The sequence below is a fragment of the Cedecea sp. P7760 genome (assembly GCF_013386425.1).
Taxonomy (GTDB): Bacteria; Pseudomonadota; Gammaproteobacteria; order Enterobacterales; family Enterobacteriaceae; genus Cedecea; species Cedecea selenatireducens.
In genome coordinates, this window is record NZ_JACARU010000015.1 from 91898 (window position 1) to 112708 (window position 20811).

A 20811-nucleotide genomic window follows, 5' to 3' on the forward strand; every position below is an offset into this window, starting at 1 on the left:
GCTATACCGCATCAACTATCTTAGGGGGGCCGTGTGCCCCCCGTTTTGTCTGGAGAAATTATTATGGCGAAAGAATTTGGTCGCTCGCAGCGCGTTTCTCAGGAATTGCAGAAAGAAATTGCCATTATCCTGCAGCGTGAAATTAAAGACCCGCGTCTGGGTATGATGACCACCGTCTCCGGTGTTGAAATCTCCCGTGACCTGGCCTATGCCAAAGTTTTCGTAACGTTCCTGAACGACAAAGACGAAGAAGCCATCAAAGAAGGCATCAAAGTTCTGCAGGACGCGTCTGGCTATATCCGCACTTTGGTTGGTAAGGCAATGCGTTTGCGCATCGTGCCGGAGCTGACCTTCTTCTACGATAACTCGCTGGTTGAAGGGATGCGCATGTCTAACCTGGTTTCCAATGTCATCCGTCATGATGACGAGCGTCGCGTGAATACGGACGACAGCAAGGAGGATTGATGAGTCGTCCTCGCCGTCGTGGTCGTGATATTCATGGTGTACTGTTGCTGGACAAGCCTCAGGGGCTCTCTTCCAACGATGCACTACAAAAAGTAAAGCGCCTTTATAACGCGAACCGCGCGGGCCATACCGGTGCGCTGGATCCGCTGGCGACCGGGATGTTGCCAATCTGCCTCGGTGAAGCAACGAAGTTCTCCCAATATCTGCTGGACTCCGACAAGCGTTATCGCGTGATTGCTAAACTTGGGCAGCGTACCGACACTTCTGATGCCGACGGCATTGTCGTTCAGGAGCGCCCGGTTAACTTTAGCGCCGGGCAGCTTGCTGCCGCGCTGGAGACTTTCCGTGGGGACACCGAGCAGGTTCCATCGATGTATTCTGCGCTCAAGCATCAGGGCAAGCCCCTGTACGAATATGCGCGCGCGGGTATTGAGGTTGAACGTGAAGCTCGCCCAATCACGGTGTATGAACTGCTGTTTATTCGCCATGAAGGGGATGAACTGGAGCTGGAGGTTCACTGTTCTAAGGGAACGTACATCCGTACGATAGTTGACGATCTCGGTGAAAAACTTGGCTGCGGCGCGCATGTTATTTTCCTGCGTCGCCTGGCGGTAAGTAAATATCCGATTGAGCGCATGGTCACTCTGGAACAGCTTAATGAGCTGGTCGAGCAGGCACACCGGCAGGAGGTCGAGCCTGCAGAACTGTTGGATCCGCTGCTGATGCCAATGGACAGCCCCGCCTCAGATTTCCCGCTGGTGAACTTGCTGCCAGAGGTTGCCGTTTATTTTAAAAACGGCAATCCGGTACGCGCTGCGGGTGTTCAGGCTGAAGGCCTGGTGCGCGTTACCGAAGGCGAAGAGAAGAAATTTATCGGTATGGGGATAATCGATGACGAGGGCCGGGTTGCTCCGCGCCGTCTGGTCGTTGAATATCCCGTCTGACTTTTGCCGCTATCTTGCGGTAAAAGAGCGCTACAGGTAAAATAGCGCGGCTTAACGACTGGCCGATTGTTTAACAACGGGTTCAGTCGTGCACTGGGGTTGCTGAATTAGAGATCGGCACCCTGTTTATTTATCTATAATGTTGGAGTTGAAAATGTCTCTAAGCGTTGAAGCTAAAGCTAAAATCGTTTCCGAGTTTGGTCGTGGTACTAACGACAGTGGTTCTACCGAAGTTCAGGTTGCACTGCTGACTGCACAGATTAACCACCTGCAGGGTCACTTTGCAGAGCACAAAAAAGATCACCACAGCCGTCGTGGTCTGCTGCGTATGGTTTCTCAGCGTCGTAAACTGCTCGACTACCTGAAGCGTAAAGATGTAGCACGTTACACCAGCCTGATCGAGCGTCTGGGTCTGCGTCGCTAGTTCTTGCGAGTTTCAGAAAAAGGGGCCTGTAAGGGCCCCTTTTTTCAACCAGGCGGCAGCAATTCTATGGAAACTAATGTATTGTTGCTGAGTGTGATCTTTATTGCAGAGGTTCGCGCGGCTAATGAGAGGCTTTACCCGTAAGAGCGGGTTAGGGTTGTCATTAGTCGCGAGGATGCGATGAAGGTCGGGTACCAACGGCGGCGCGTGAAGCCACGTGCTGCCCGTCATTTTAAAGGATCTTATTTTGCTGAATCCGATCGTTCGTAAATTCCAGTATGGCCAGCATACGGTCACGCTTGAAACCGGCATGATGGCTCGCCAGGCTACCGCTGCTGTAATGGTAAGCATGGATGACACCGCGGTATTCGTTACCGTTGTGGGCCAGAAAAAAGCCAAACCAGGCCAGGACTTCTTCCCGCTGACCGTTAACTACCAGGAGCGTACCTACGCTGCTGGCCGTATCCCAGGTAGCTTCTTCCGTCGTGAAGGCCGTCCAAGCGAAGGCGAAACCCTGATCGCGCGTCTGATTGACCGTCCGGTTCGTCCACTGTTCCCGGAAGGTTTCGTCAACGAAGTGCAGGTTATTGCTACCGTTGTTTCCGTAAACCCACAGGTACACCCTGATATCGTTGCCATGATTGGCGCATCTGCTGCGCTGAGCCTGTCCGGTATTCCGTTCAACGGCCCAATCGGTTCCGCTCGTGTTGGTTACATCAATGACCAGTATGTGCTGAACCCGACCGCTGAAGAGCTGAAAACCAGCAAGCTGGACCTGGTTGTTGCCGGTACCGAAAGCGCAGTACTGATGGTTGAATCCGAAGCTGAACTGCTGAGCGAAGACCAGATGCTGGGCGCCGTAGTCTTCGGTCACGATCAGCAGCAGATTGTTATCAAGGAAATCAACGCACTGGTTGCTGAAGCTGGCAAACCGCGCTGGGACTGGCAGCCAGAAGCAGTAAACGAAGCGCTGAATGCTCGCGTTGCTGCACTGGCAGAATCCCGCCTGAGCGATGCTTACCGCATCACTGAGAAACAACAACGTTATGCTCAGGTTGACGTCATCAAAGCGGACGTTATTGCAACCCTGACCGCAGAAGACGAATCTCTGGATGCTGGCGAACTGTCTGACATTCTGCACGCTATCGAGAAAAACGTTGTTCGTAGCCGTATTCTGGCCGGCGAACTGCGCATCGATGGCCGTGAAAAAGACATGATTCGTGGTCTGGACGTGCGTACTGGCGTTCTGCCGCGTACTCACGGTTCTGCGCTGTTCACCCGTGGCGAAACTCAGGCGCTGGTTACCGCGACTCTGGGTACCGCACGTGATGCACAGAATCTGGATGAGCTGATGGGCGAGCGTACTGACAGCTTCCTGTTCCACTACAACTTCCCTCCGTACTCCGTGGGTGAGACCGGGATGGTGGGTTCGCCTAAGCGTCGTGAAATTGGTCACGGTCGTCTGGCGAAACGTGGTGTGCTGGCCGTTATGCCAGAAGCTGATAAATTCCCGTACACCGTTCGTGTGGTTTCTGAAATCACCGAATCTAACGGTTCTTCTTCCATGGCTTCCGTGTGTGGTGCTTCTCTGGCACTGATGGACGCTGGTGTGCCGATCAAAGCCGCCGTGGCGGGTATCGCGATGGGCCTGGTGAAAGAAGGCGACAACTTTGTTGTTCTGTCCGATATTCTGGGTGACGAAGATCACCTGGGCGATATGGACTTTAAAGTTGCCGGTAGCCGCGAAGGTATCTCTGCGCTGCAGATGGATATCAAAATCGAAGGCATCACCCGCGAAATCATGCAGGAGGCTCTGAACCAGGCTAAGGGTGCGCGTCTGCACATTCTGGGCGTGATGGAACAGGCTATTGATGCACCGCGTGGCGACATTTCTGAATTTGCTCCACGTATTCACACCATCAAAATCAACCCAGACAAGATCAAAGACGTGATCGGTAAGGGCGGGGCTGTGATTCGTGCGCTGACCGAAGAAACCGGCACCACCATCGAAATCGAAGATGACGGTACCGTGAAAATCGCAGCGACCGACGGTGATAAAGCGAAACACGCTATCCGCCGTATCGAAGAGATCACCGCTGAAATCGAAGTGGGCCGTATCTATAACGGTAAGGTCACTCGTATCGTTGATTTCGGTGCGTTTGTTGCCATCGGTGGTGGTAAAGAAGGTCTGGTTCACATCTCTCAAATCGCTGACAAGCGCGTAGAGAAAGTGACTGATTACCTGCAGATGGGTCAGGAAGTTCCGGTGAAAGTACTGGAAGTTGACCGTCAGGGCCGCGTCCGTTTAAGCATTAAAGAAGCAACCGAGCAGTCTCCAGCAGAAGATGCAGCACCGGCTGCGCCAGAAGCTGAGTAAGGTTTGCCAATTAAGCTCTCCATGGTGACATGGAGAGCTGTTTGTTACGGGACAGGAAGTCTCGTTTGCAGCCGGGGGACAGGACGTTCATCCATTTGTTGTCTTCGGGAGTAGGAAATGAAGCCTTTTTTGCGCTGGTGTTTCGTTGCGACAGCTATCACGCTGGCCGGATGCAGCAACTCTGCCTGGCGTAAGAACGAAGTATTAGCGGTGCCACTGCAGCCTACGCTACAGCAAGAAGTGATTCTGGCACGCATGGAACAAATACTTGCCAGTCGGGCTTTAACCGATGACGAACGCGCACAGCTTTTATATGAGCGCGGAGTGTTGTATGATAGTCTCGGTCTGAGGGCTCTGGCGCGTAATGATTTTTCACAAGCGCTGGCCATTCGACCCGATATGCCTGAAGTATTCAATTACTTAGGCATTTATTTAACGCAGGCAGGCAATTTTGATGCTGCCTATGAAGCGTTTGATTCTGTACTTGAGCTTGATCCAACTTACAACTACGCGCACTTAAATCGCGGTATCGCCCTCTATTACGGCGGTCGTTATCGTTTAGCGCAAGATGATCTGCTGGCGTTTTATCAAGACGATCCCAACGATCCTTTCCGTAGCCTGTGGCTCTATGTTGCTGAACGCAATATGGACGAAAAACAGGCCAAAGTGGCGCTACAACAGCGTCTCGAGAAATCGGATAAAGAACAATGGGGATGGAACATTGTCGAGTTCTACCTGGGCAACATTAGCGAAAAAGAGCTAATGGAACGCCTCAAGGCGGACGCAACGGATAACACCTCGCTCGCTGAGCATCTCAGTGAAACCAACTTCTATTTAGGTAAGTACTACCTAAGTCTGGGGGATAAGGACAGCGCCAAGGCACTGTTCAAGTTAGCGGTTGCTAACAACGTACACAACTACGTTGAGCATCGTTATGCATTGTTGGAATTAGCGCTCTTGGGCCAGGAGCATGACGACCTGGCAGAATCGGACCAGCAATAGCTGACGAACAACGATCGTCCCATACACTTTTTAACTAAAGTCATCACCTTCACGGGTGAGGGCGTTTTTGTTCGTTAATCAATCAAATTTGAGCCGGTTCACACTTTTCAATGAAAATTGCAGATCAATTTCACGATGAGTTACGTAGACTGGCCGCCATCAATGAGGCACATGTACTACATGACTGATATCATCGAAACCACTTTTTCTGATCTGGGGCTGCACGCCTCCATCATTCAGGCTCTTAACGACCTGGGCTACGAAAAGCCATCACCAATCCAGGCAGAGTGTATCCCACATCTGCTGAATGGCCGTGACGTTCTGGGTATGGCCCAGACCGGTAGCGGTAAAACTGCAGCGTTCTCCCTGCCGCTGCTGAACAACCTCGATCCTGAGCTGAAAGCACCACAAATCCTGGTGCTGGCCCCGACCCGCGAACTGGCGGTTCAGGTTGCTGAAGCCATGACGGATTTCTCTAAACATATGCACGGCGTGAACGTTGTTGCCCTTTACGGCGGCCAGCGTTATGACGTGCAGCTGCGCGCTCTGCGTCAGGGACCACAGATTGTTGTCGGTACCCCAGGGCGTCTGCTTGACCACCTGAAACGCGGCACGCTGAACCTGTCCGGCCTTAAAGGTCTGGTTCTGGACGAAGCTGATGAAATGCTGCGTATGGGCTTCATCGAAGACGTTGAAACCATCATGGCGCAGATCCCGGCTGAACATCAGACCGCGCTGTTCTCCGCTACCATGCCGGAAGCAATTCGTCGCATTACCCGTCGCTTCATGAAAGATCCTCAGGAAGTGCGCATTCAGTCCAGCGTAACCACTCGTCCTGACATCAGCCAGAGTTTCTGGTCTGTTTACGGCATGCGTAAAAACGAAGCGCTGGTTCGTTTCCTGGAAGCAGAAGACTTTGATGCAGCTATCATCTTCGTGCGTACCAAAAACGCGACCCTGGAAGTAGCTGAAGCGCTGGAGCGCAGCGGTTACAACAGCGCCGCGCTGAACGGTGACATGAACCAGGCGCTGCGTGAGCAGACCCTGGAGCGTCTGAAAGATGGTCGTCTGGACATCCTGATCGCGACCGACGTTGCGGCCCGTGGCCTGGACGTGGAGCGTATCAGCCTGGTTGTTAACTACGACATCCCGATGGACTCCGAGTCTTACGTTCACCGTATCGGTCGTACCGGCCGTGCTGGCCGTGCTGGCCGTGCGCTGCTGTTCGTTGAGAACCGTGAGCGCCGCCTGCTGCGCAACATCGAGCGCACCATGAAGCTGACTATCCCTGAAGTAGAGCTGCCAAACGCAGATCTGCTGGGCGAGCGTCGTCTGGCTAAATTCGCCGCTAAAGTTCAGCAGCAGCTGGAAAGCAGCGATCTGGATCAGTACCGTGCGCTGTTGGCAAAAATTCAGCCTTCCGCTGAAGAAGCGCTGGATATCGAAACGCTGGCTGCAGCCCTGCTGAAAATGGCTCAGGGTGAGCGTCCTCTGATTCTGCCACCAGATGCACCAATGCGCCCACGTCGTGAATTCAAAGAGCGTGACGATCGTTTCGAACGTCGCGGCGACCGTAATGACCGTGGCCCGCGTGGTGACCGTCCAGAGCGTGGTGGTGAAGATCGTCCACGTCGTGAGCGTCGCGAAGCTGGCGATATGGAACTGTATCGCATCGAAGTGGGCCGTGATGATGGTGTTGAAGTTCGTCATATCGTTGGCGCTATCGCTAACGAAGGCGACATCAGCAGCCGTTACATCGGTAACATCAAGCTGTTCGGGACCCACTCCACCATCGAGCTGCCGAAAGGCATGCCGGGTGAAGTTCTGCAGCACTTTACCCGTACTCGTATTCTGAACAAGCCGATGAATATGCAGCTGCTGGGTGATGCTCAGCCTCGTCCAGAGCGCAGCGGTGAACGCCGTGGCGGTCGCGACGGCGGCGGTCGTAGCTTCGGTGGCGAGCGTCGTGAAGGCGGTCGTGGTCCACGTCGCGAAGGCGCTGGTGCAGGAGCCGGTGCTGGGGCTGGTCGTAGCTTCAGCGGTGAACGCCGTGAAGGTGGCCGTGGCCCGCGTCGTGAAGACGGTGCCGCAACCGCACGTCGTCGCTTTGGTGATGCATAATTGACCTATAATCTGCCGTTTTATTTTTAAACGGCAGTCGGAAAAGCCCCGGTTATTGCAATCGGGGCTTTTTTTTATCCCTTTCGTACTCATGTACTGGTACAATGATTCGCATCAGACAATTTCGTCGCGTTATGCCTCTCTTCAGGGATTCGATATGACAACTTTAACCTCCCCCGGCACAAAGCCTTCGTTAATAGGCGGCGTAATGATTATCGGTGGGACGATCATTGGCGCAGGGATGTTTTCTTTACCCGTGGTGATGTCGGGTGCCTGGTTCTTCTGGTCACTGGCCGCGCTGGTGTTCACCTGGTTTTGTATGCTGCATTCCGGGTTAATGATCCTGGAGGCGAACCTTAACTACCGCATTGGCTCCAGCTTCGACACCATTACCAAAGACCTGCTGGGCAGAGGCTGGAACGCGATAAACGGCCTGTCGATTGCCTTTGTTCTTTATATCCTGACCTATGCCTACATCTCGGCCAGCGGCTCTATCCTGCATCATACATTTTCGGCGCTGTCGCTCGACGTGCCGGCTCGCCTGGCGGGGCTGGTGTTTGCGCTGGTCGTCGCGTTTATTGTCTGGCTGAGCACCAAAGCTGTGAGCCGTATGACGGCGATTGTCCTGGGCGCGAAGGTCATCACTTTCTTCCTGACCTTCGGCAGCTTGCTTGGGCACGTAACGCCGACAACGCTGTTTAACGTGGCGGAGAGCAATGCTTCCTATACGCCATATCTGCTGATGACGCTGCCGTTCTGCCTGGCCTCTTTTGGTTATCACGGCAACGTGCCGAGCCTGATGAAGTATTACGGCAAAGATCCACGCACCATTATTCGCTGCCTGGTGTACGGCACGCTGATGGCGCTGGTGCTGTACGCTATCTGGCTGCTGGGGACGATGGGGAATATTCCTCGTCCGGAGTTCGTCGGCATCGCGGAGAAAGGCGGTAATATTGACGTGCTGGTTCAGGCGCTGAGCGGCGTGCTCAACAGCCGGAGCCTCGACTTGCTGCTGGTGGTGTTCTCAAACTTTGCGGTAGCGAGCTCGTTCCTCGGCGTTACGCTGGGGCTGTTCGATTACCTGGCGGATCTGTTTGGTTTTGACGATTCCGCGTTCGGGCGTTTGAAAACGGCGCTGCTGACTTTTGTTCCGCCGATTATCGGTGGCCTGCTGTGGCCGAACGGCTTCCTGTATGCCATTGGCTATGCGGGACTGGCGGCGACTATTTGGGCTGCGATTGTCCCCGCGCTGCTTGCCAGGGCTTCCCGTAAGCGTTTTGGTAGCCCTAAATTCCGGGTATGGGGCGGTAAGCCGATGATTGCCCTGATTCTGGTCTTTGGCGTGGGCAACGCGCTGGTACACATCCTTTCTACCTTCGATGTGCTGCCGGTTTATAAGTAAAGATGAATGGGCCCTTTCAGACTGAAAGGGCCTGATACAACGCTAACCTAAAAGCTCTTCTTTAACCTGCATCGCCAAATCAAACGAATGCAAACGAGCCTGATGATCGAAAATCTGTCCGTTAACCATAATTTCATCCGCTTCGGTTTCACGCAGGATGGACTCAAGGCCGTGACGTACCTTCGCTTTATCCCCCACCAGAGACATGCTCAGCGCCTGCTGGACGCCATATTGCTCAGAGGCAGACCAAAGCTGATGCATATTTTCCACCGGCGGCGGCAGCTGCCCGGTTTCGCCGCGACGCAGTCGAACAAACGCCTGCTGCATGGAAGTAAACAGAAACTCCGCGTCCCGGGTACTGTCTGCTGCCACGATATTGATGCACACCATCGCGTAAGGTTTTGCCAGCCGCCCGGACGGCTTGAAGTTCTCGCGGTACAGCTGCAGCGCGCGGAACAGCATGTCAGGCGCAAAGTGCGAGGCAAAGGCAAACGGCAAACCAAGCTGTGCCGCCAGCTGGGCGCTATACAGGCTGGAGCCTAGCAGCCAAACCGGAACCTTTTCCCCATAGCCAGGCACGGGGCGAACGTGTGGATTTGGGTCGCGGGCATCGAACCAGTCAACCAGCTCCGCGACATCCCGTGGGAAGTTATCAACGTCGCCGCTCATATGGCGTCGTAGCGCCCTCATGGTGGGCTGATCGCTGCCCGGCGCTCGTCCAAGGCCAAGGTCAATACGCCCCGGGTAGAGCGTATTCAGGGTGCCGAACTGCTCGGCAATGACCAGCGGCGAATGGTTAGGCAGCATCACGCCGCCGGAGCCTAAATGCAGCGTGGTGGTATTCGCGGCCAGGTAGCCAATCAGCACCGATGTTGCCGCGCTGGCAATGCCGACCATATTGTGGTGTTCTGCCAGCCAGTAACGGTGATAGCCGCGCTTTTCGGCCAGCCGGGCAAGATCCAGAGAGTGGGAAAAAGCCTCCTGCGCCGAGGAGCCTTGAGGGATCGGCGCCAGATCGAGCACCGAGAAAGCAATATTTTTGTCAGTCATAACCGCTCACTTTTGTTACAGCGTAGTCATCAGATTGAAGGTCTTCTTCCAGCCTGGCGCAGGAATACCGCGCCGGCCAGAAAAGCTGCACCTTTAATAGTGCATTAAACAATGACCAGACTTGTTAACAAAGTGAGCTATTATCAGGCCCGTAGCTCCAGCCCTGCAACGCGCCGCCAGTAGCCATTACAGTCGCTGCGGTTAGCCAGCGGAAGCGGAGCACTGCCGTTTTCATTGGCGCGGAACGCGTTAAGAATATCCAGCGTCCCTAAGCCCATCGGCGACAGGCGAACGATATCCACCAGCCCTTTCATCGACGTCAGCTCATTGCCGAGGTTGTAAACATAGCCGCTCATGGTCTGAATGCCGTTCAGCACGAAGACCTGCTGCTGCTCCTGAGAACGCATATCCCGGCCGTTCGGGTACTTAATGCAGCATGTTTCGCACTCATCCTTGGCGCGGTCTTCAGAGCGTGCGGTGAAGCAGCGAGCGGAATAAGCCAACGGCAGATGGCCATAGCTCAGCACTTCCACTTCGAATTTATCGCGGATACCGAGTTCATCGCACTGGTTAAGCATATTGGCGAGCCAGTCGCGGGAGAGTTCTACCGGCATGCACCAGCGCATCATGCCCTGCTTATGCAGCAGGCGTAGCGTAACGGCGTTATAGCAATTGAGGGCGTGTCCGGCGACGAACGGCAGCTTGCGTTCTGCGGCCATATTTACGCTGCCGATATCATTGGCCTCAATCAGAAAATCGCCGTTTTCTACATAGCGCTTAAGTTCGCCCAATTCCGACGGAGCCTGCACCAGCGCCAGCGTGGAAAGCACTACCTGCTTGCCCTCGTTGGCGAGCATTTTAGCCATATCCAGCCAGTCGCCGACTTTGGTTGCCCGGCGCTTGCTGCATACCGCTTCGCCCAGATAAATAACGTCGGCACGGCTTTTGGCCGCCGCCTGATAAAACTTTTCCAGCGTCTCTTTTGGCCAATAGTAAAGCACCGGCCCTAATGAATATTTCATGCTTTTTCCTACTGCCATTTGCGGTGATAGGCACCGAGCGTCGTTTGGGTGCCTTCGGCCATCGATCCCAGCGTCTCCATCCAGGCGGGCTGTGCCTGGTAGTTTTTAGGATCCGCCATGCAGCGATCGATAGCCTGACGCCAGACCTTTGCCACCTGGGTAACGTAAGCCGGACTGCGCTGGCGGCCTTCGATTTTCACCGAGGCTATGTTTGCGGCCAGCAGTTCCGGGAGCAGCTCAAGCGTGTTAAGGCTGGTGGGTTCTTCCAGCGCATGGTAGGGGCGGTCGTCAACCAGGTAACGCCCTTTGCAGAGCGTTGGATACCCGGCATTTTCGCCGTCCTTATAGCGGTCGATCAGTACGTCGTTGAGGCGAGATTCCAGCCCCTGCGGCGTTTGCTGCCAGCGCACAAAGCGAGCAGGCGAACAGGCGCCCACGGTATTCGGCGACTCGCCGGTGAGGTAAGACGAAAGATAGCAACGGCCTTCGGCCATTATGCACAGGCTGCCGAAGGCAAATACTTCCAGCGGCACCGGCGTGACGCGAGCGAGCTGTTTAACCTGATGAATAGAAAGCACGCGCGGGAGTACCACGCGGGCAACGTCAAAGTTGCGATGATAAAAACGGATCGCTTCTTCATTCGTGGCCGAAGCCTGGACCGACACGTGGCGCTCAATGTGTGGGTAGCGCTCAGCCGCATATTCCAGCATGGCTAAATCCGCCAGGATCAGCGCATCGGCCCCAAGCTGCGCGGCCATATCAACCGCTCGCTGCCAGCGTACATAACCGTCCGGATGAGCGAACGTATTGATGGCAATATGCAACTTACGGCGACGTTGATGCACGTAGCTGACGGCTTCCTGCAGCCTTTTCTCGGTGAAGTTAAGGCCTGCAAAATGACGCGCGTTGGTATCATCTTTCAGGCCGATGTACACCGCATCTGCACCGTTATCGATGGCCGCTTTCAACGCCGGAAGGTTTCCGGCCGGGCAAAGCAACTCCATAATTTATCCTGAATCATAGGGGGCACGAATAAATGCCCGCGCTGCACAGGGACGGGCAGCAAATTGTTAACGAACCGGGATTTTAGTTAACCTGTCGGCGACAATTTTTGATTTGAGGCAGAGAAAGGCGTATTGCTTAGTGGGCCCGGCGCTAATTCGGCCCCGCAGCAACCTGCGGAATTGTTGATTTGGCGCGTCACCGGGAATTGTCGTTATGGCAAAATAACGGCAAATTTTTTAAAGGAGCTAAACCCGTGTTCGATAAACTGCGTTCTCGCCTGGTTCAGGCTGGTCCTTCTTTGCTGCGGGTTCCGGTCAGATTAACCCCTTTTGCCGTTAAGCGTCAGGTTCTGGAGCAGGTGCTTGGCTGGCAGTTCCGTCAGGCGCTGCAGGACGGAGAGCTGGACTTTCTGGCAGGCCGCTGGCTAAGTATTGAAGTCCGTGACCTTGGGCTGAAGTGGTTTACTTCCGTTGAGGACAATAAGCTGCTGGTGTGCGACGATGCGCCAGCAGACGTGAGCTTTAGCGCTGAGGCCAACGACCTGTTGCTGATAGCCGCTCGCAAGCAGGACCCGGATACCTTATTTTTCCAGCGTCGCCTGGTGATTGAAGGCGACACGGAACTCGGGTTATATGTGAAGAATCTAATGGATGCCATTGAGCTGGATGCGATGCCGAAACCGCTACGCATCCTGCTGTTACAGCTGGCTGATTTTGTTGAGGCAGGTTTGAGACATAACCCCGCCTCTGAAGGTAATTCGATAGGTGAGCCATGTTAATTCGTGTAGAGATCCCCATTGATGCCCCTGGCATCGACGCGCTGTTACGCCGTTCCTTTGAAGGCGAGGGCGAAGCTGAGCTGGTCAAGGCGCTGCGGGAAGATGGGTTGTTAACGCTGGGTCTCGTCGCAACCGATGATGAAGGGCAGGTGATTGGCTACGTCGCCTTCAGCCCGGTCGCCGTTGAGGGCGAAGAGCTGCAGTGGGTTGGGCTTGCTCCGCTGGCGGTAGACGAGTCCGTTCGCGGTCAGGGCATTGCCAAACAGCTGGTATATGAAGGGCTGGACTCACTGAACGAGTTTGGCTACGCCGCGGTGGTCACGCTGGGTTCGCCGGAGATGTACGGTCATCTTGGCTTCCAGCCTGCGGCCCGTTACGACCTCCGTTGCAGCTGGCCGGGTACCGAAGCGGCATTCCAGGTACATCCTCTGGCTGATGATGCCTTAAACGGCGTTAGCGGCCTGGTCGAGTATTCGGACCACTTCAACAACGTTTAACGGGTTTTCCCTTGAAGGCTTGCGAGCAGGTCTTCAAGGGGCATCTTCCCTCCAACCAGCCGCTCTTTCTCGGCCTTGCTCAACTGCTTAATTCTGTATTCAGCTCGCAGCGCCAGCGAGCGGTCGCCCACAGCCTGACTGAATACCAACGCAAGCTCCCCTTTACCACGCAGTGCCTTCGCCCCTTTGCCAGCCTGATGCTGGGCAAAGCGACGCTCTACGTCGGTAGTAATGCCGGTATACAGGCGGTTATCGGTGCAGCGGATTAAATAGAGATACCAGGAAGTCATAGTGCGGGCGCATAATTAGCATTTGCCGCAGAGTATCACTGTTCAGGATGACGATGGAATCACTCAATGCCATCAGCCGCTGGCTGACAAAACAACATGTTCTGAGCTACTGCGTGGGCAGCGGGGACTCGCTTTGGTGTGCGAATGCTTTTTATATCTTCGATGCCGAGCGGGTGGCATTCTATTTGCTGAGCGAAACCACTTCACGCCACGGCGAGCTGATTGGAGAGCAGGCGCCGGTTGCCGGCACGATAAACGGCCAGCCTAAAACCGTGGCGCTTATCCGCGGCGTGCAGTTTCGAGGGGGGATCCGCCTGCTTGCGGCAGAAGAAGCGGTGGACTATCGTCGGCGCTACTTAAAGCGTTTTCCGATTGCGCGCGTGATGTCGGCTCCGATGTGGGAAATTCGGCTCGATGAGCTGAAAATGACCGACAACACGCTTGGTTTCGGGAAAAAGCTACACTGGTTGCGTGAGGACTAGCGGCCCAGCAGAATCAATGCTTCACGATTAAACGCCGGCAGATCCTCAGGCGTTCTACTGGTGACCAGCTGATGTCCATCAACGACGACTTCACGATCGTAAAAATCCGCACCGGCGTTTTTCACATCAACGACGATAGGTTTTACCGCAGTGAGCTTCCTGCCGCGTATCACGTCTGCGCTGATCAGCAGTTGTGGGCCATGACAAATGGCAAACACGGGTTTTCCGGTGTTAACAAAATCGCGGGTGAAGCTGACAAACCGATCGTCGCCGCGCAGGGCGTCAGGGGAATGGCCGCCAGGGAGCAACAGGGCATCAAAGTCGGCAGGGCGGACGTCGTCGATACCCTTGTCTATCTTCACTTTGGCTTCGCCTTGTTTGCCGGTAACCGTTTTTCCCGCCTGCTTCTCGATAGTGATTACCTGGTGTCCGGCCTGCCGAAACTCCTCAGCCGGTGAGGTGAATTCAGAGTCCTCAAACTCGTCGGTAATCAGAACTGCAATTTTCTTGCTCATCTTTCCTCCGTTATGTTTGTGGCACTATTAAGCCTGGACTACCATGCTGACATTGCAAGCGCTTAGCGAGAACAGGAGGCATTATGAGTCGAATCTTAATCACCGGAGCCACGGGGCTTGTCGGCGGCCATTTACTTCGTCTGCTTAACCAGGACTCCCGGATTAGCACTATTGCTGCACCCACTCGCCGCCCGCTGCAGGTGGCCCTGAACAAAGTGGTTAATCCCCACGATCCGCAGCTTTCCGATGCGCTCGCGCAGGTCACTGAGCCGGTCGATACCGTCTTTTGCTGCCTGGGAACGACGCTACGCGATGCGGGCAGCAAAGAAGCCTTTATCCTCGTCGATTATACGCTGGTGGTGGATACCGCACTTGCTGGCCTCCGGCTGGGTGCAACACATATGCTGGTGGTCAGCGCTCTGGGGGCGAACAGCCGCTCGCCGTTCTTCTACAACCGCGTTAAGGGCGAAATGGAAGACGCGCTGATAGCGCAAAATTGGCCACGGCTGACGCTTGCCCGGCCTTCAATGCTGCTGGGAGATCGCCACGCCCGGAGGTTAAATGAAACGCTGATGGTGCCGATTTTCAAAATGCTGCCCGGCAAGCTAAAAGCTATTGAGTCAGTGGACGTGGCGAAAGCGATGCTTTCTGAAGCGTTCAATCCAGCACGGGAAGGCGTGACGATCCTCGACTCAGGTCAGCTACGGGAATTAGCTGCTAAATATTATTGAGAAGATGAATACCCAGGCGGTAAAGGCTAAATATTAAAAGGACTGCAGGTAATCAATATATCCTTTAGCGCTGTTTTCCAGCTGTTGGGCCGAGACTTCATATTCGGCACCGTAAAAAGCATAAAACGGCTGATAATCTGCTTCGACATATTTCGCCGTCATTTCAAAGGGCAGAAGTATTTCCTGAAGCGAATGGTGGTAACGCCCCTCGCGTGAGAAATCCTCTGCCTTAATCCCGGCGCTTACCGCCAGCGCAAACTTGCGGCCTCTGAGTTTATGCCCGCTGGTAGAGCCATATGCCCAGCCGTAGGTGAAGACGTCATCCAGCCACTGCTTCAATAAAGGCGGGCTATTAAACCAGTACAGTGGAAATTGCAGAATAATTTTATCGTGTTGCTCAATGAGTTTCTGTTCTCTTTCAACATCAATAGCGCCATCTTTATAAGTCTGATAAAGATTGTGCACGGTATATAACTCCGGGTATTTTTCTACTTCACTTATCCAATGCCTATTGATTTTTGACTCATCGATATTGGGATGAATAACAATAATTAACGTTTTCATATCTAATTCCTTACGGAGTGGCTGACCGTCAGCGATTATTTTAAGTTTTGCATCATAGGCAGCTTTAAATTAAAGTACAATACTGTCATTGTTGATATGTACTATACAAAAGGATAGTGTCATGAGCGAAGAGATCGCGCCGGATTCCTGCGCATTTATGGGCGATACGGGCTTTGCCTATACGCTGTCGCTGGTGAATGGGAAATATAAAATGATCATTCTTTATGCGCTGGCGGAGCATAAACCGGTGATCCGCTTTAACGAACTTAAGCGCTGCATCGATACCATCTCATTCAGAACCCTGAGCCTGACGCTGAAAGAGCTGGAGAGCGACGGGCTGATTATCCGCAACGAATACCCGCAGATCCCGCCAAAGGTCGAGTACAGCCTTTCCGGGCGCGGTAAGTCGCTGATCCCGGTGCTGGATATGATGTGTGAATGGGGTAACGTGCATCGCCATGATGGGCTGAAGTGAAGCCTCCCGCTGGCCGTCGGGAAGCCGGTTTTAACGCAGGTGATGCACGACCTGGTTGCTGCTGCCGCGCCAGATAAGCGCCGGGTCTTTTAAATCCTGAACAAACTTGCCGTCTACCAGCACGTTAATCAACGCAACCACTTCTTGCTGGGCAGCGTCCAGCTCGTCAATCTTATACCCCGTCCAGATCCAGATATCCTTGCCGGGGCATTCGGCGCGCACGCGCTGCACCAGTTTAAGAATCTCCGGCACGTTTTGTGGGTGCAGCGGGTCACCGCCCGAAAGCGAAATTCCCTGGCGCTTAACGCGGGTATCGTTGAGGTCGGCAATAATGCGGTCGGCCATTTCTGGAGTGAACGGCATACCTGAATTCAAGCGCCAGGTGCTCTTGTTGTAGCAGCCGGGGCATTCATGCACGCAGCCTGAGACAAACAGCGTACAGCGAGTGCCGGGGCCGTTGACGATGTCGACGGGGTAGTATTGATGATAATTCATAGTATTGGCCTGATGCCCTCACCCCAGCCCTCTCCCACAGGAGAGGGAGAAAACCAGCGCAGGATGTAACAACATGCTCGACGGTTCCCTCTCCCCTATGGGGAGAGGGTTAGGGTGAGGGGAAATGGCTAAATGACTTAGCCGATCTGCCCGTTACCCAGGTGCTTAACGCGACGCTTAACTTCTTCCTGCTTGCCGGCGTTGAACGGACGAGCGTCCGGGCTGCCGAGGTAGCCACATACGCGACGGGTAACCGACACGCGCGCGGCGTCGTGATTGCCGCATTTCGGGCAGGTAAAGCCCTTGCTGGTACATTCGAACTCGCCGGTAAAACCACACTCATAGCATTCATCGATCGGCGTGTTGGTGCCGTAATAAGGCACGTGCTTGTAGCTGTAATCCCACACGTCTTCGAGCGCCCGCAGGTTGTGCTGGATATTTGGGTATTCGCCGTAGCAAATGAAGCCGCCGTTAGCCAGCGGTGGGTACGGAGCCTCAAAGTCGATTTTGTCGTAAGGATTAACCTTTTTCTCCACGTCGAGGTGGAAGCTGTTGGTGTAGTAGCCTTTGTCGGTCACGCCCGGTACGACGCCGAATTCTGCGGTATCAAGGCGGCAGAAGCGGTCACACAGGTTTTCGCTTGGGGTGCTGTAGAGGCTAAAGCCGTAGCCGGTTTCTTCTTTCCAGCTGTCGGTGGCTTCGCGCAGGCGAGCCACGATAGCAACGGCTTTCTCGCGCAGGGCTTCGCTGTCGTACACATGCTGATTACCGAACAGAGCGTTAACCGTTTCATGAATGCCGATATAGCCCAGAGAAATCGACGCGCGGCCGTTTTTAAAGATCTCAGACACGTCGTCGTCGGCCTTCAGGCGGACGCCGCAGGCGCCTTCCATATAGAGGATAGGGGCCACGCGAGCTTTGACGCCTTCCAGACGGGCAATGCGGGTCATCAGCGCTTTACGCGCCAGCTGTAAACGATCGTCCAGCAGTTTCCAGAAAGCAGCTTCATCCCCTTTGGCTTCCAGCGCAATGCGCGGCAGGTTCAGGCTTATTACGCCGAGGTTGTTACGCCCGTCGTGGATTTGCTCGCCGTTTTCTTCGTACACGCCCAGGAAGCTGCGACAGCCCATTGGGGTTTTAAACGAGCCGGTCACTTTCACGACCTGGTCGTAGTTAAGAATGTCCGGATACATGCGCTTAGACGCACATTCCAGCGCCAGCTGTTTGATGTCGTAGTTGGCATCACCAAACTTGTGGTTCAGGCCGTCACGGATTGCAAAGACCAGTTTTGGGAACACCGCAGTTTTGCGGTTTTTGCCCAGGCCAGCGATGCGGTTGCGCAGAATAGACTTCTGGATCAGGCGTGATTCCCAACTGGTGCCGAGGCCAAAACCAAAGGTAACAAACGGCGTTTGCCCGTTGGCGGTATGCAGCGTATTCACTTCATATTCAAGGGACTGGAAAGCGTCGTAGCACTCTTTCTCGGTGCGGGAATGTGCATATTCCTCAGCATTCGGGATCTGCCACTCTTCGGCAATCTTACGGTGCTTGTTAAAGCTTTCGGTCACAAACGGCGCCAGCACTTCGTCGATACGGTTGATGGTGGTGCCGCCGTAAATGTGGCTGGCAACCTGGGCAATTATCTGCGCCGTTACCGCCGTGGCCGTAGAGATAGACTTCGGTGGTTCAATCTCGGCGTTACCCATTTTGAAGCCGTGGGTCAGCATGCCTTTCAAATCGATAAGCATGCAGTTAAACATTGGGAAGAACGGAGAATAATCGAGATCGTGATAGTGGATATCACCGCGCTCGTGTGCCAGCACGACGTCACGCGGCAGCAGGTGCTGCTTGGCATAGTGCTTGGCGACGATCCCGGCCAGCAGATCTCGCTGGGTTGGGATCACCTTGCTGTCTTTGTTGGCGTTCTCGTTAAGCAGGGCGGAGTTAGTCTGCTCAACCAGGCCGCGAATTTCCTGGTTCAGACGACCACGCTTCTCGCGCTCAATATCGCGGTCATGGCGGTACTCAATGTAGGCGCGCGCCAGCTGCTTGTAGTTACCGGCCATGAGCTGGTTTTCCACGGCGATCTGGATCTCGCCAATGTCTACCTGGCTGCGGCCTGCCATCTGCTGGCTGACGCTCTCTGCGACGGTGGCGCAATAGTCCGCGTCATCGACTCCCGCTGCTTTAGCTGCACGCAGAATAGCTTCTCTGATGCGCTCTGAAGTGAAAGGTACCTTGCACCCGTCTCTTTTCATCACATGCGGTGTCATGATTTCTCCGTTTATTTTTAGGTTATCCACATAGGTAGGGGCGTATTCGGGAGCGCGTAGCCGTTTGTCCTGTCAAAACTTCCCGAAACTCGGCCCTTTTTATCCACAGATAATCCCCAAACTTATCCTGCGGACGTTGTTGTTATAATAGTCGATAGATACAACATGTAGGGCCGAGGTGCATTCTAAGGTCTATATATAGTGATTTGCATCAAACATGTTTGCGATTTTATTGATGCAGAACAAAGTAAATCGGGGGCGGCAGAGACGGTGGGCATCGATCAAAATGATGAGAATCATCTGATTAGTTTTTCGGAGAGATACTCGACAAAAACCCGGATTTTAGGCGGGACTTTTCCTCCGGCATATTTCACCCAGAGCTGCTGTGGTTCCGTGGCAACGTTCTGCAAAATCGGCAGCAGTTTTCCTTGCGCAATTGGCCCGGTGAGATACCAGTCGGCGAGATAAACGATCCCCATGCCGGACAGCGCCGCATCCACCAGCGAATCCGGTGAGGTAGTGATAAACCAGGCAGAGGGTTCGTCAAACAGCGCGCCGTTATCCATCCACTGCTGGAGGCGCCCGGTGCCGGAGTTGCGGTGCACGAGGCAGCGATGCTCCATGAGGTCTTCCAGCGTTTGCGGCGTGCCGAACTCGGCCAGGTAAGCCGGTGATGCCGCCATGATCATCTGTGACGTGTACAGCTCGCGGGCGACTACGCGGTTATCACGCACCGTGCGGTGGCCGATGGCCACGTCGATGCGTTCGCCAATCAAGTTCACGCTGCGGGCCTCCATCGACAGCTCAAAGCGAATCAGCGGGTAGCGCCGCTGAAACTCGGCAAGGATCGGCATCAGGCAGTGGCGACCAAAGCCGGGGATCACGCTGACGCGCAGCAGCCCGGACGGTTCCGCGCCGGGGTTGACCAGCGCCTGGTTCAATGCGTGCCACAGCGGCGCAACCTGTTCACGCAGCGCTGTGCCTTCCTCGGTAAGCACCACGTAGTGCGTATTACGCACGAAAAGCACGATCCCGAGCCGCTGTTCAAGCTGGCGTATGCTCTTACTCACCGCCGCAGGCGTGATGCCCAGCTGGCGCGCAGCGGCGGAAAAGCTCTCGCAGTCTGCTGCCGCGAGAAAAGCCGGAATGAGCCGATGAACGTCTGCCGAAAGCATCATGCTTGTAACCTTTGGTTGAAACAGATGTGCCATGTTATGGACTACAGGTAAGGTCTGTCATCTGAAAAGATAGCCTCATCCCAAAAATGAGACCTGAAAGATGAAAAAAATATTAGTGCTGGCGGCGCATCGCACGCCTGATGAATCCCGTATTAACCAGGCAGGTATTGCCGCCCTGAAAGGCATTGAAGGCGTCACCGTTCATGAGCTGAAACGTGAATACCCGGACCACCAGATTGACGTGGCGCGTGAGCAGGCGCTGCTGCTGGATCACGAGTCCATCGTGCTGATGTTCCCGTTCTGGTGGTACAGCTCTCCGGCGATCCTCAAGGACTGGCAGGATCTGGTGCTGACCTTCGGCTTTGCCTACGGCAGCAACGGCACCGCGCTGCACGGTAAAAAACTGATGGTGATGACCTCAACCGGCGGGGCGGCGGAAGCTTATCGTGCTGACGGCGCTAACCGTTATACCGTTGAAGAGCTGCTGCTGCCGTTCCATGCGATGGCGAATAAAACCGGCATGATCTGGCAGGCACCCGCGCTGATCCAGGGGGCAAATACGATTACGGAAGCGCTGATCGATGAGGGCGTAAACGGCTGGCTGAGCCGGATTCAGGCGCTGAAAGGGTAATTTCTCCCTCACCTGAGGCTGCCTCTTAGTCACAAATAGCGACTGTGACTTTCAGAATTGCTGCGGTTTTAAAGCGAGGCTCGGTTCCGG

Annotated in this window: 23 protein-coding genes; 14 read left to right on the forward strand and 9 right to left on the reverse strand. The window is 54.6% G+C overall.

Translation table 11 applies throughout. The features are described from left to right. Positions 1 to 63 precede the first annotated feature (63 nt). From rbfA to mtr, 8 genes are all read left to right on the forward strand, one after another. On the forward strand, positions 64 to 465 hold the full coding sequence (rbfA, locus tag HX778_RS05965; protein WP_038478520.1) for a 30S ribosome-binding factor RbfA: 402 nt from the start codon (positions 64 to 66) through the stop codon (positions 463 to 465). After that, positions 465 to 1409, forward strand: coding sequence for a tRNA pseudouridine(55) synthase TruB (gene truB, locus HX778_RS05970; RefSeq protein ID WP_176981511.1), 945 nt, complete (start codon positions 465 to 467; stop codon positions 1407 to 1409). The genes rbfA and truB overlap by 1 nt, the downstream gene beginning before the upstream one ends. Positions 1410 to 1563: 154 nt before the next feature. Beyond that, positions 1564 to 1833: a 30S ribosomal protein S15 gene (gene rpsO / locus HX778_RS05975; protein ID WP_002434239.1), complete on the forward strand. Its 270-nt coding sequence runs from the start codon at positions 1564 to 1566 to the stop codon at positions 1831 to 1833. A 247-nt stretch (positions 1834 to 2080) separates the two neighbouring features. After that, positions 2081 to 4210, forward strand: a complete 2130-nt coding sequence (pnp, locus tag HX778_RS05980) for a polyribonucleotide nucleotidyltransferase (protein ID WP_154188397.1) — start codon at positions 2081 to 2083, stop codon at positions 4208 to 4210. Between the two features lie 117 nt (positions 4211 to 4327). Next, the gene (nlpI, locus tag HX778_RS05985; protein WP_038478532.1) at positions 4328 to 5212 is read left to right on the forward strand and encodes a lipoprotein NlpI; all 885 of its coding nucleotides are present in this window, start codon (positions 4328 to 4330) and stop codon (positions 5210 to 5212) included. A 110-nt stretch (positions 5213 to 5322) separates the two neighbouring features. Next, entirely contained in the window at positions 5323 to 5400 is a 78-nt protein-coding gene (yrbN, locus tag HX778_RS05990) for a protein YrbN (protein ID WP_099458804.1), read from the forward strand. After that, a complete protein-coding gene (locus HX778_RS05995; RefSeq protein ID WP_038483143.1) occupies positions 5393 to 7333 on the forward strand; it encodes a DEAD/DEAH family ATP-dependent RNA helicase in 1941 nt (646 codons plus the stop codon). Before yrbN ends, HX778_RS05995 begins: the two co-directional genes overlap by 8 nt. Before the next feature lie 157 nt (positions 7334 to 7490). Beyond that, entirely contained in the window at positions 7491 to 8735 is a 1245-nt protein-coding gene (mtr, locus tag HX778_RS06000; protein WP_038478535.1) for a tryptophan permease, read from the forward strand. A 42-nt stretch (positions 8736 to 8777) separates the two neighbouring features. Here mtr and HX778_RS06005 read toward each other — a convergent pair whose 3' ends face one another. The 3 genes from HX778_RS06005 to HX778_RS06015 all read right to left on the reverse strand — a co-directional run bounded on the left by HX778_RS06005 (position 8778) and on the right by HX778_RS06015 (position 11811). Next, complete coding sequence (locus HX778_RS06005) at positions 8778 to 9785, reverse strand: LLM class flavin-dependent oxidoreductase (protein ID WP_038478538.1); 1008 nt, start codon at positions 9783 to 9785, stop codon at positions 8778 to 8780. A gap of 143 nt (positions 9786 to 9928) precedes the next feature. Further along, positions 9929 to 10825, reverse strand: coding sequence for a U32 family peptidase (locus tag HX778_RS06010; RefSeq protein ID WP_038478541.1), 897 nt, complete (start codon positions 10823 to 10825; stop codon positions 9929 to 9931). Continuing rightward, positions 10816 to 11811, reverse strand: coding sequence for a peptidase U32 family protein (locus HX778_RS06015; RefSeq protein WP_176981512.1), 996 nt, complete (start codon positions 11809 to 11811; stop codon positions 10816 to 10818). Before HX778_RS06015 ends, HX778_RS06010 begins: the two co-directional genes overlap by 10 nt. A gap of 254 nt (positions 11812 to 12065) precedes the next feature. Here HX778_RS06015 and HX778_RS06020 point away from each other — a divergent pair, with 254 nt between their 5' ends. Together HX778_RS06020 and HX778_RS06025 are read left to right on the forward strand one after the other, a co-directional pair. Next, entirely contained in the window at positions 12066 to 12590 is a 525-nt protein-coding gene (locus HX778_RS06020; RefSeq protein ID WP_038478547.1) for an SCP2 domain-containing protein, read from the forward strand. Continuing rightward, positions 12584 to 13087 carry a GNAT family N-acetyltransferase gene (locus HX778_RS06025; protein ID WP_038478550.1) on the forward strand — a complete coding sequence of 168 codons (504 nt, stop codon included), beginning with the start codon at positions 12584 to 12586 and terminating at the stop codon, positions 13085 to 13087. The genes HX778_RS06020 and HX778_RS06025 overlap by 7 nt, the downstream gene beginning before the upstream one ends. Here the strand turns inward: HX778_RS06025 and HX778_RS06030 are convergent. Next, entirely contained in the window at positions 13084 to 13377 is a 294-nt protein-coding gene (locus HX778_RS06030; RefSeq protein ID WP_038478553.1) for a GIY-YIG nuclease family protein, read from the reverse strand. The genes HX778_RS06025 and HX778_RS06030 overlap by 4 nt on opposite strands. Before the next feature lie 53 nt (positions 13378 to 13430). On the opposite strand from HX778_RS06030, the gene HX778_RS06035 reads away from it, so the two are divergent. After that, complete coding sequence (locus tag HX778_RS06035; RefSeq protein WP_038478557.1) at positions 13431 to 13859, forward strand: YhbP family protein; 429 nt, start codon at positions 13431 to 13433, stop codon at positions 13857 to 13859. Here HX778_RS06035 and HX778_RS06040 read toward each other — a convergent pair. Then, entirely contained in the window at positions 13856 to 14374 is a 519-nt protein-coding gene (locus HX778_RS06040; protein ID WP_038478560.1) for a type 1 glutamine amidotransferase domain-containing protein, read from the reverse strand. The genes HX778_RS06035 and HX778_RS06040 overlap by 4 nt on opposite strands. Positions 14375 to 14457: 83 nt before the next feature. Here HX778_RS06040 and HX778_RS06045 point away from each other — a divergent pair, with 83 nt between their 5' ends. Then, positions 14458 to 15105 (forward strand): NAD(P)H-binding protein, encoded by a 648-nt coding sequence (locus tag HX778_RS06045; RefSeq protein WP_038478563.1) that lies wholly within the window; start codon positions 14458 to 14460, stop codon positions 15103 to 15105. A 33-nt stretch (positions 15106 to 15138) separates the two neighbouring features. On the opposite strand, the gene HX778_RS06050 is transcribed toward HX778_RS06045, so the two are convergent. Continuing rightward, complete coding sequence (locus HX778_RS06050) at positions 15139 to 15669, reverse strand: NAD(P)H-dependent oxidoreductase (protein ID WP_176981513.1); 531 nt, start codon at positions 15667 to 15669, stop codon at positions 15139 to 15141. A gap of 121 nt (positions 15670 to 15790) precedes the next feature. Between HX778_RS06050 and HX778_RS06055 the strand changes: the two genes are divergently transcribed. After that, entirely contained in the window at positions 15791 to 16144 is a 354-nt protein-coding gene (locus HX778_RS06055) for a helix-turn-helix domain-containing protein (RefSeq protein WP_052049003.1), read from the forward strand. Positions 16145 to 16174: 30 nt separating this feature from the next. Here the strand turns inward: HX778_RS06055 and nrdG are convergent, their stop codons facing one another. The 3 genes from nrdG to HX778_RS06070 all read right to left on the reverse strand — a co-directional run bounded on the left by nrdG (position 16175) and on the right by HX778_RS06070 (position 20090). Next, a complete protein-coding gene (gene nrdG, locus HX778_RS06060; protein ID WP_176981514.1) occupies positions 16175 to 16639 on the reverse strand; it encodes an anaerobic ribonucleoside-triphosphate reductase-activating protein in 465 nt (154 codons plus the stop codon). Positions 16640 to 16776: 137 nt separating this feature from the next. Continuing rightward, positions 16777 to 18912, reverse strand: coding sequence for an anaerobic ribonucleoside-triphosphate reductase (gene nrdD / locus HX778_RS06065; protein WP_038478571.1), 2136 nt, complete (start codon positions 18910 to 18912; stop codon positions 16777 to 16779). Between the two features lie 296 nt (positions 18913 to 19208). Further along, the gene (locus HX778_RS06070) at positions 19209 to 20090 is read right to left on the reverse strand and encodes a LysR family transcriptional regulator (protein ID WP_176981515.1); all 882 of its coding nucleotides are present in this window, start codon (positions 20088 to 20090) and stop codon (positions 19209 to 19211) included. Between the two features lie 100 nt (positions 20091 to 20190). On the opposite strand from HX778_RS06070, the gene HX778_RS06075 reads away from it, so the two are divergent. Next, positions 20191 to 20721, forward strand: coding sequence for an NAD(P)H-dependent oxidoreductase (locus HX778_RS06075; protein ID WP_176981516.1), 531 nt, complete (start codon positions 20191 to 20193; stop codon positions 20719 to 20721). Positions 20722 to 20811 lie beyond the last annotated feature (90 nt).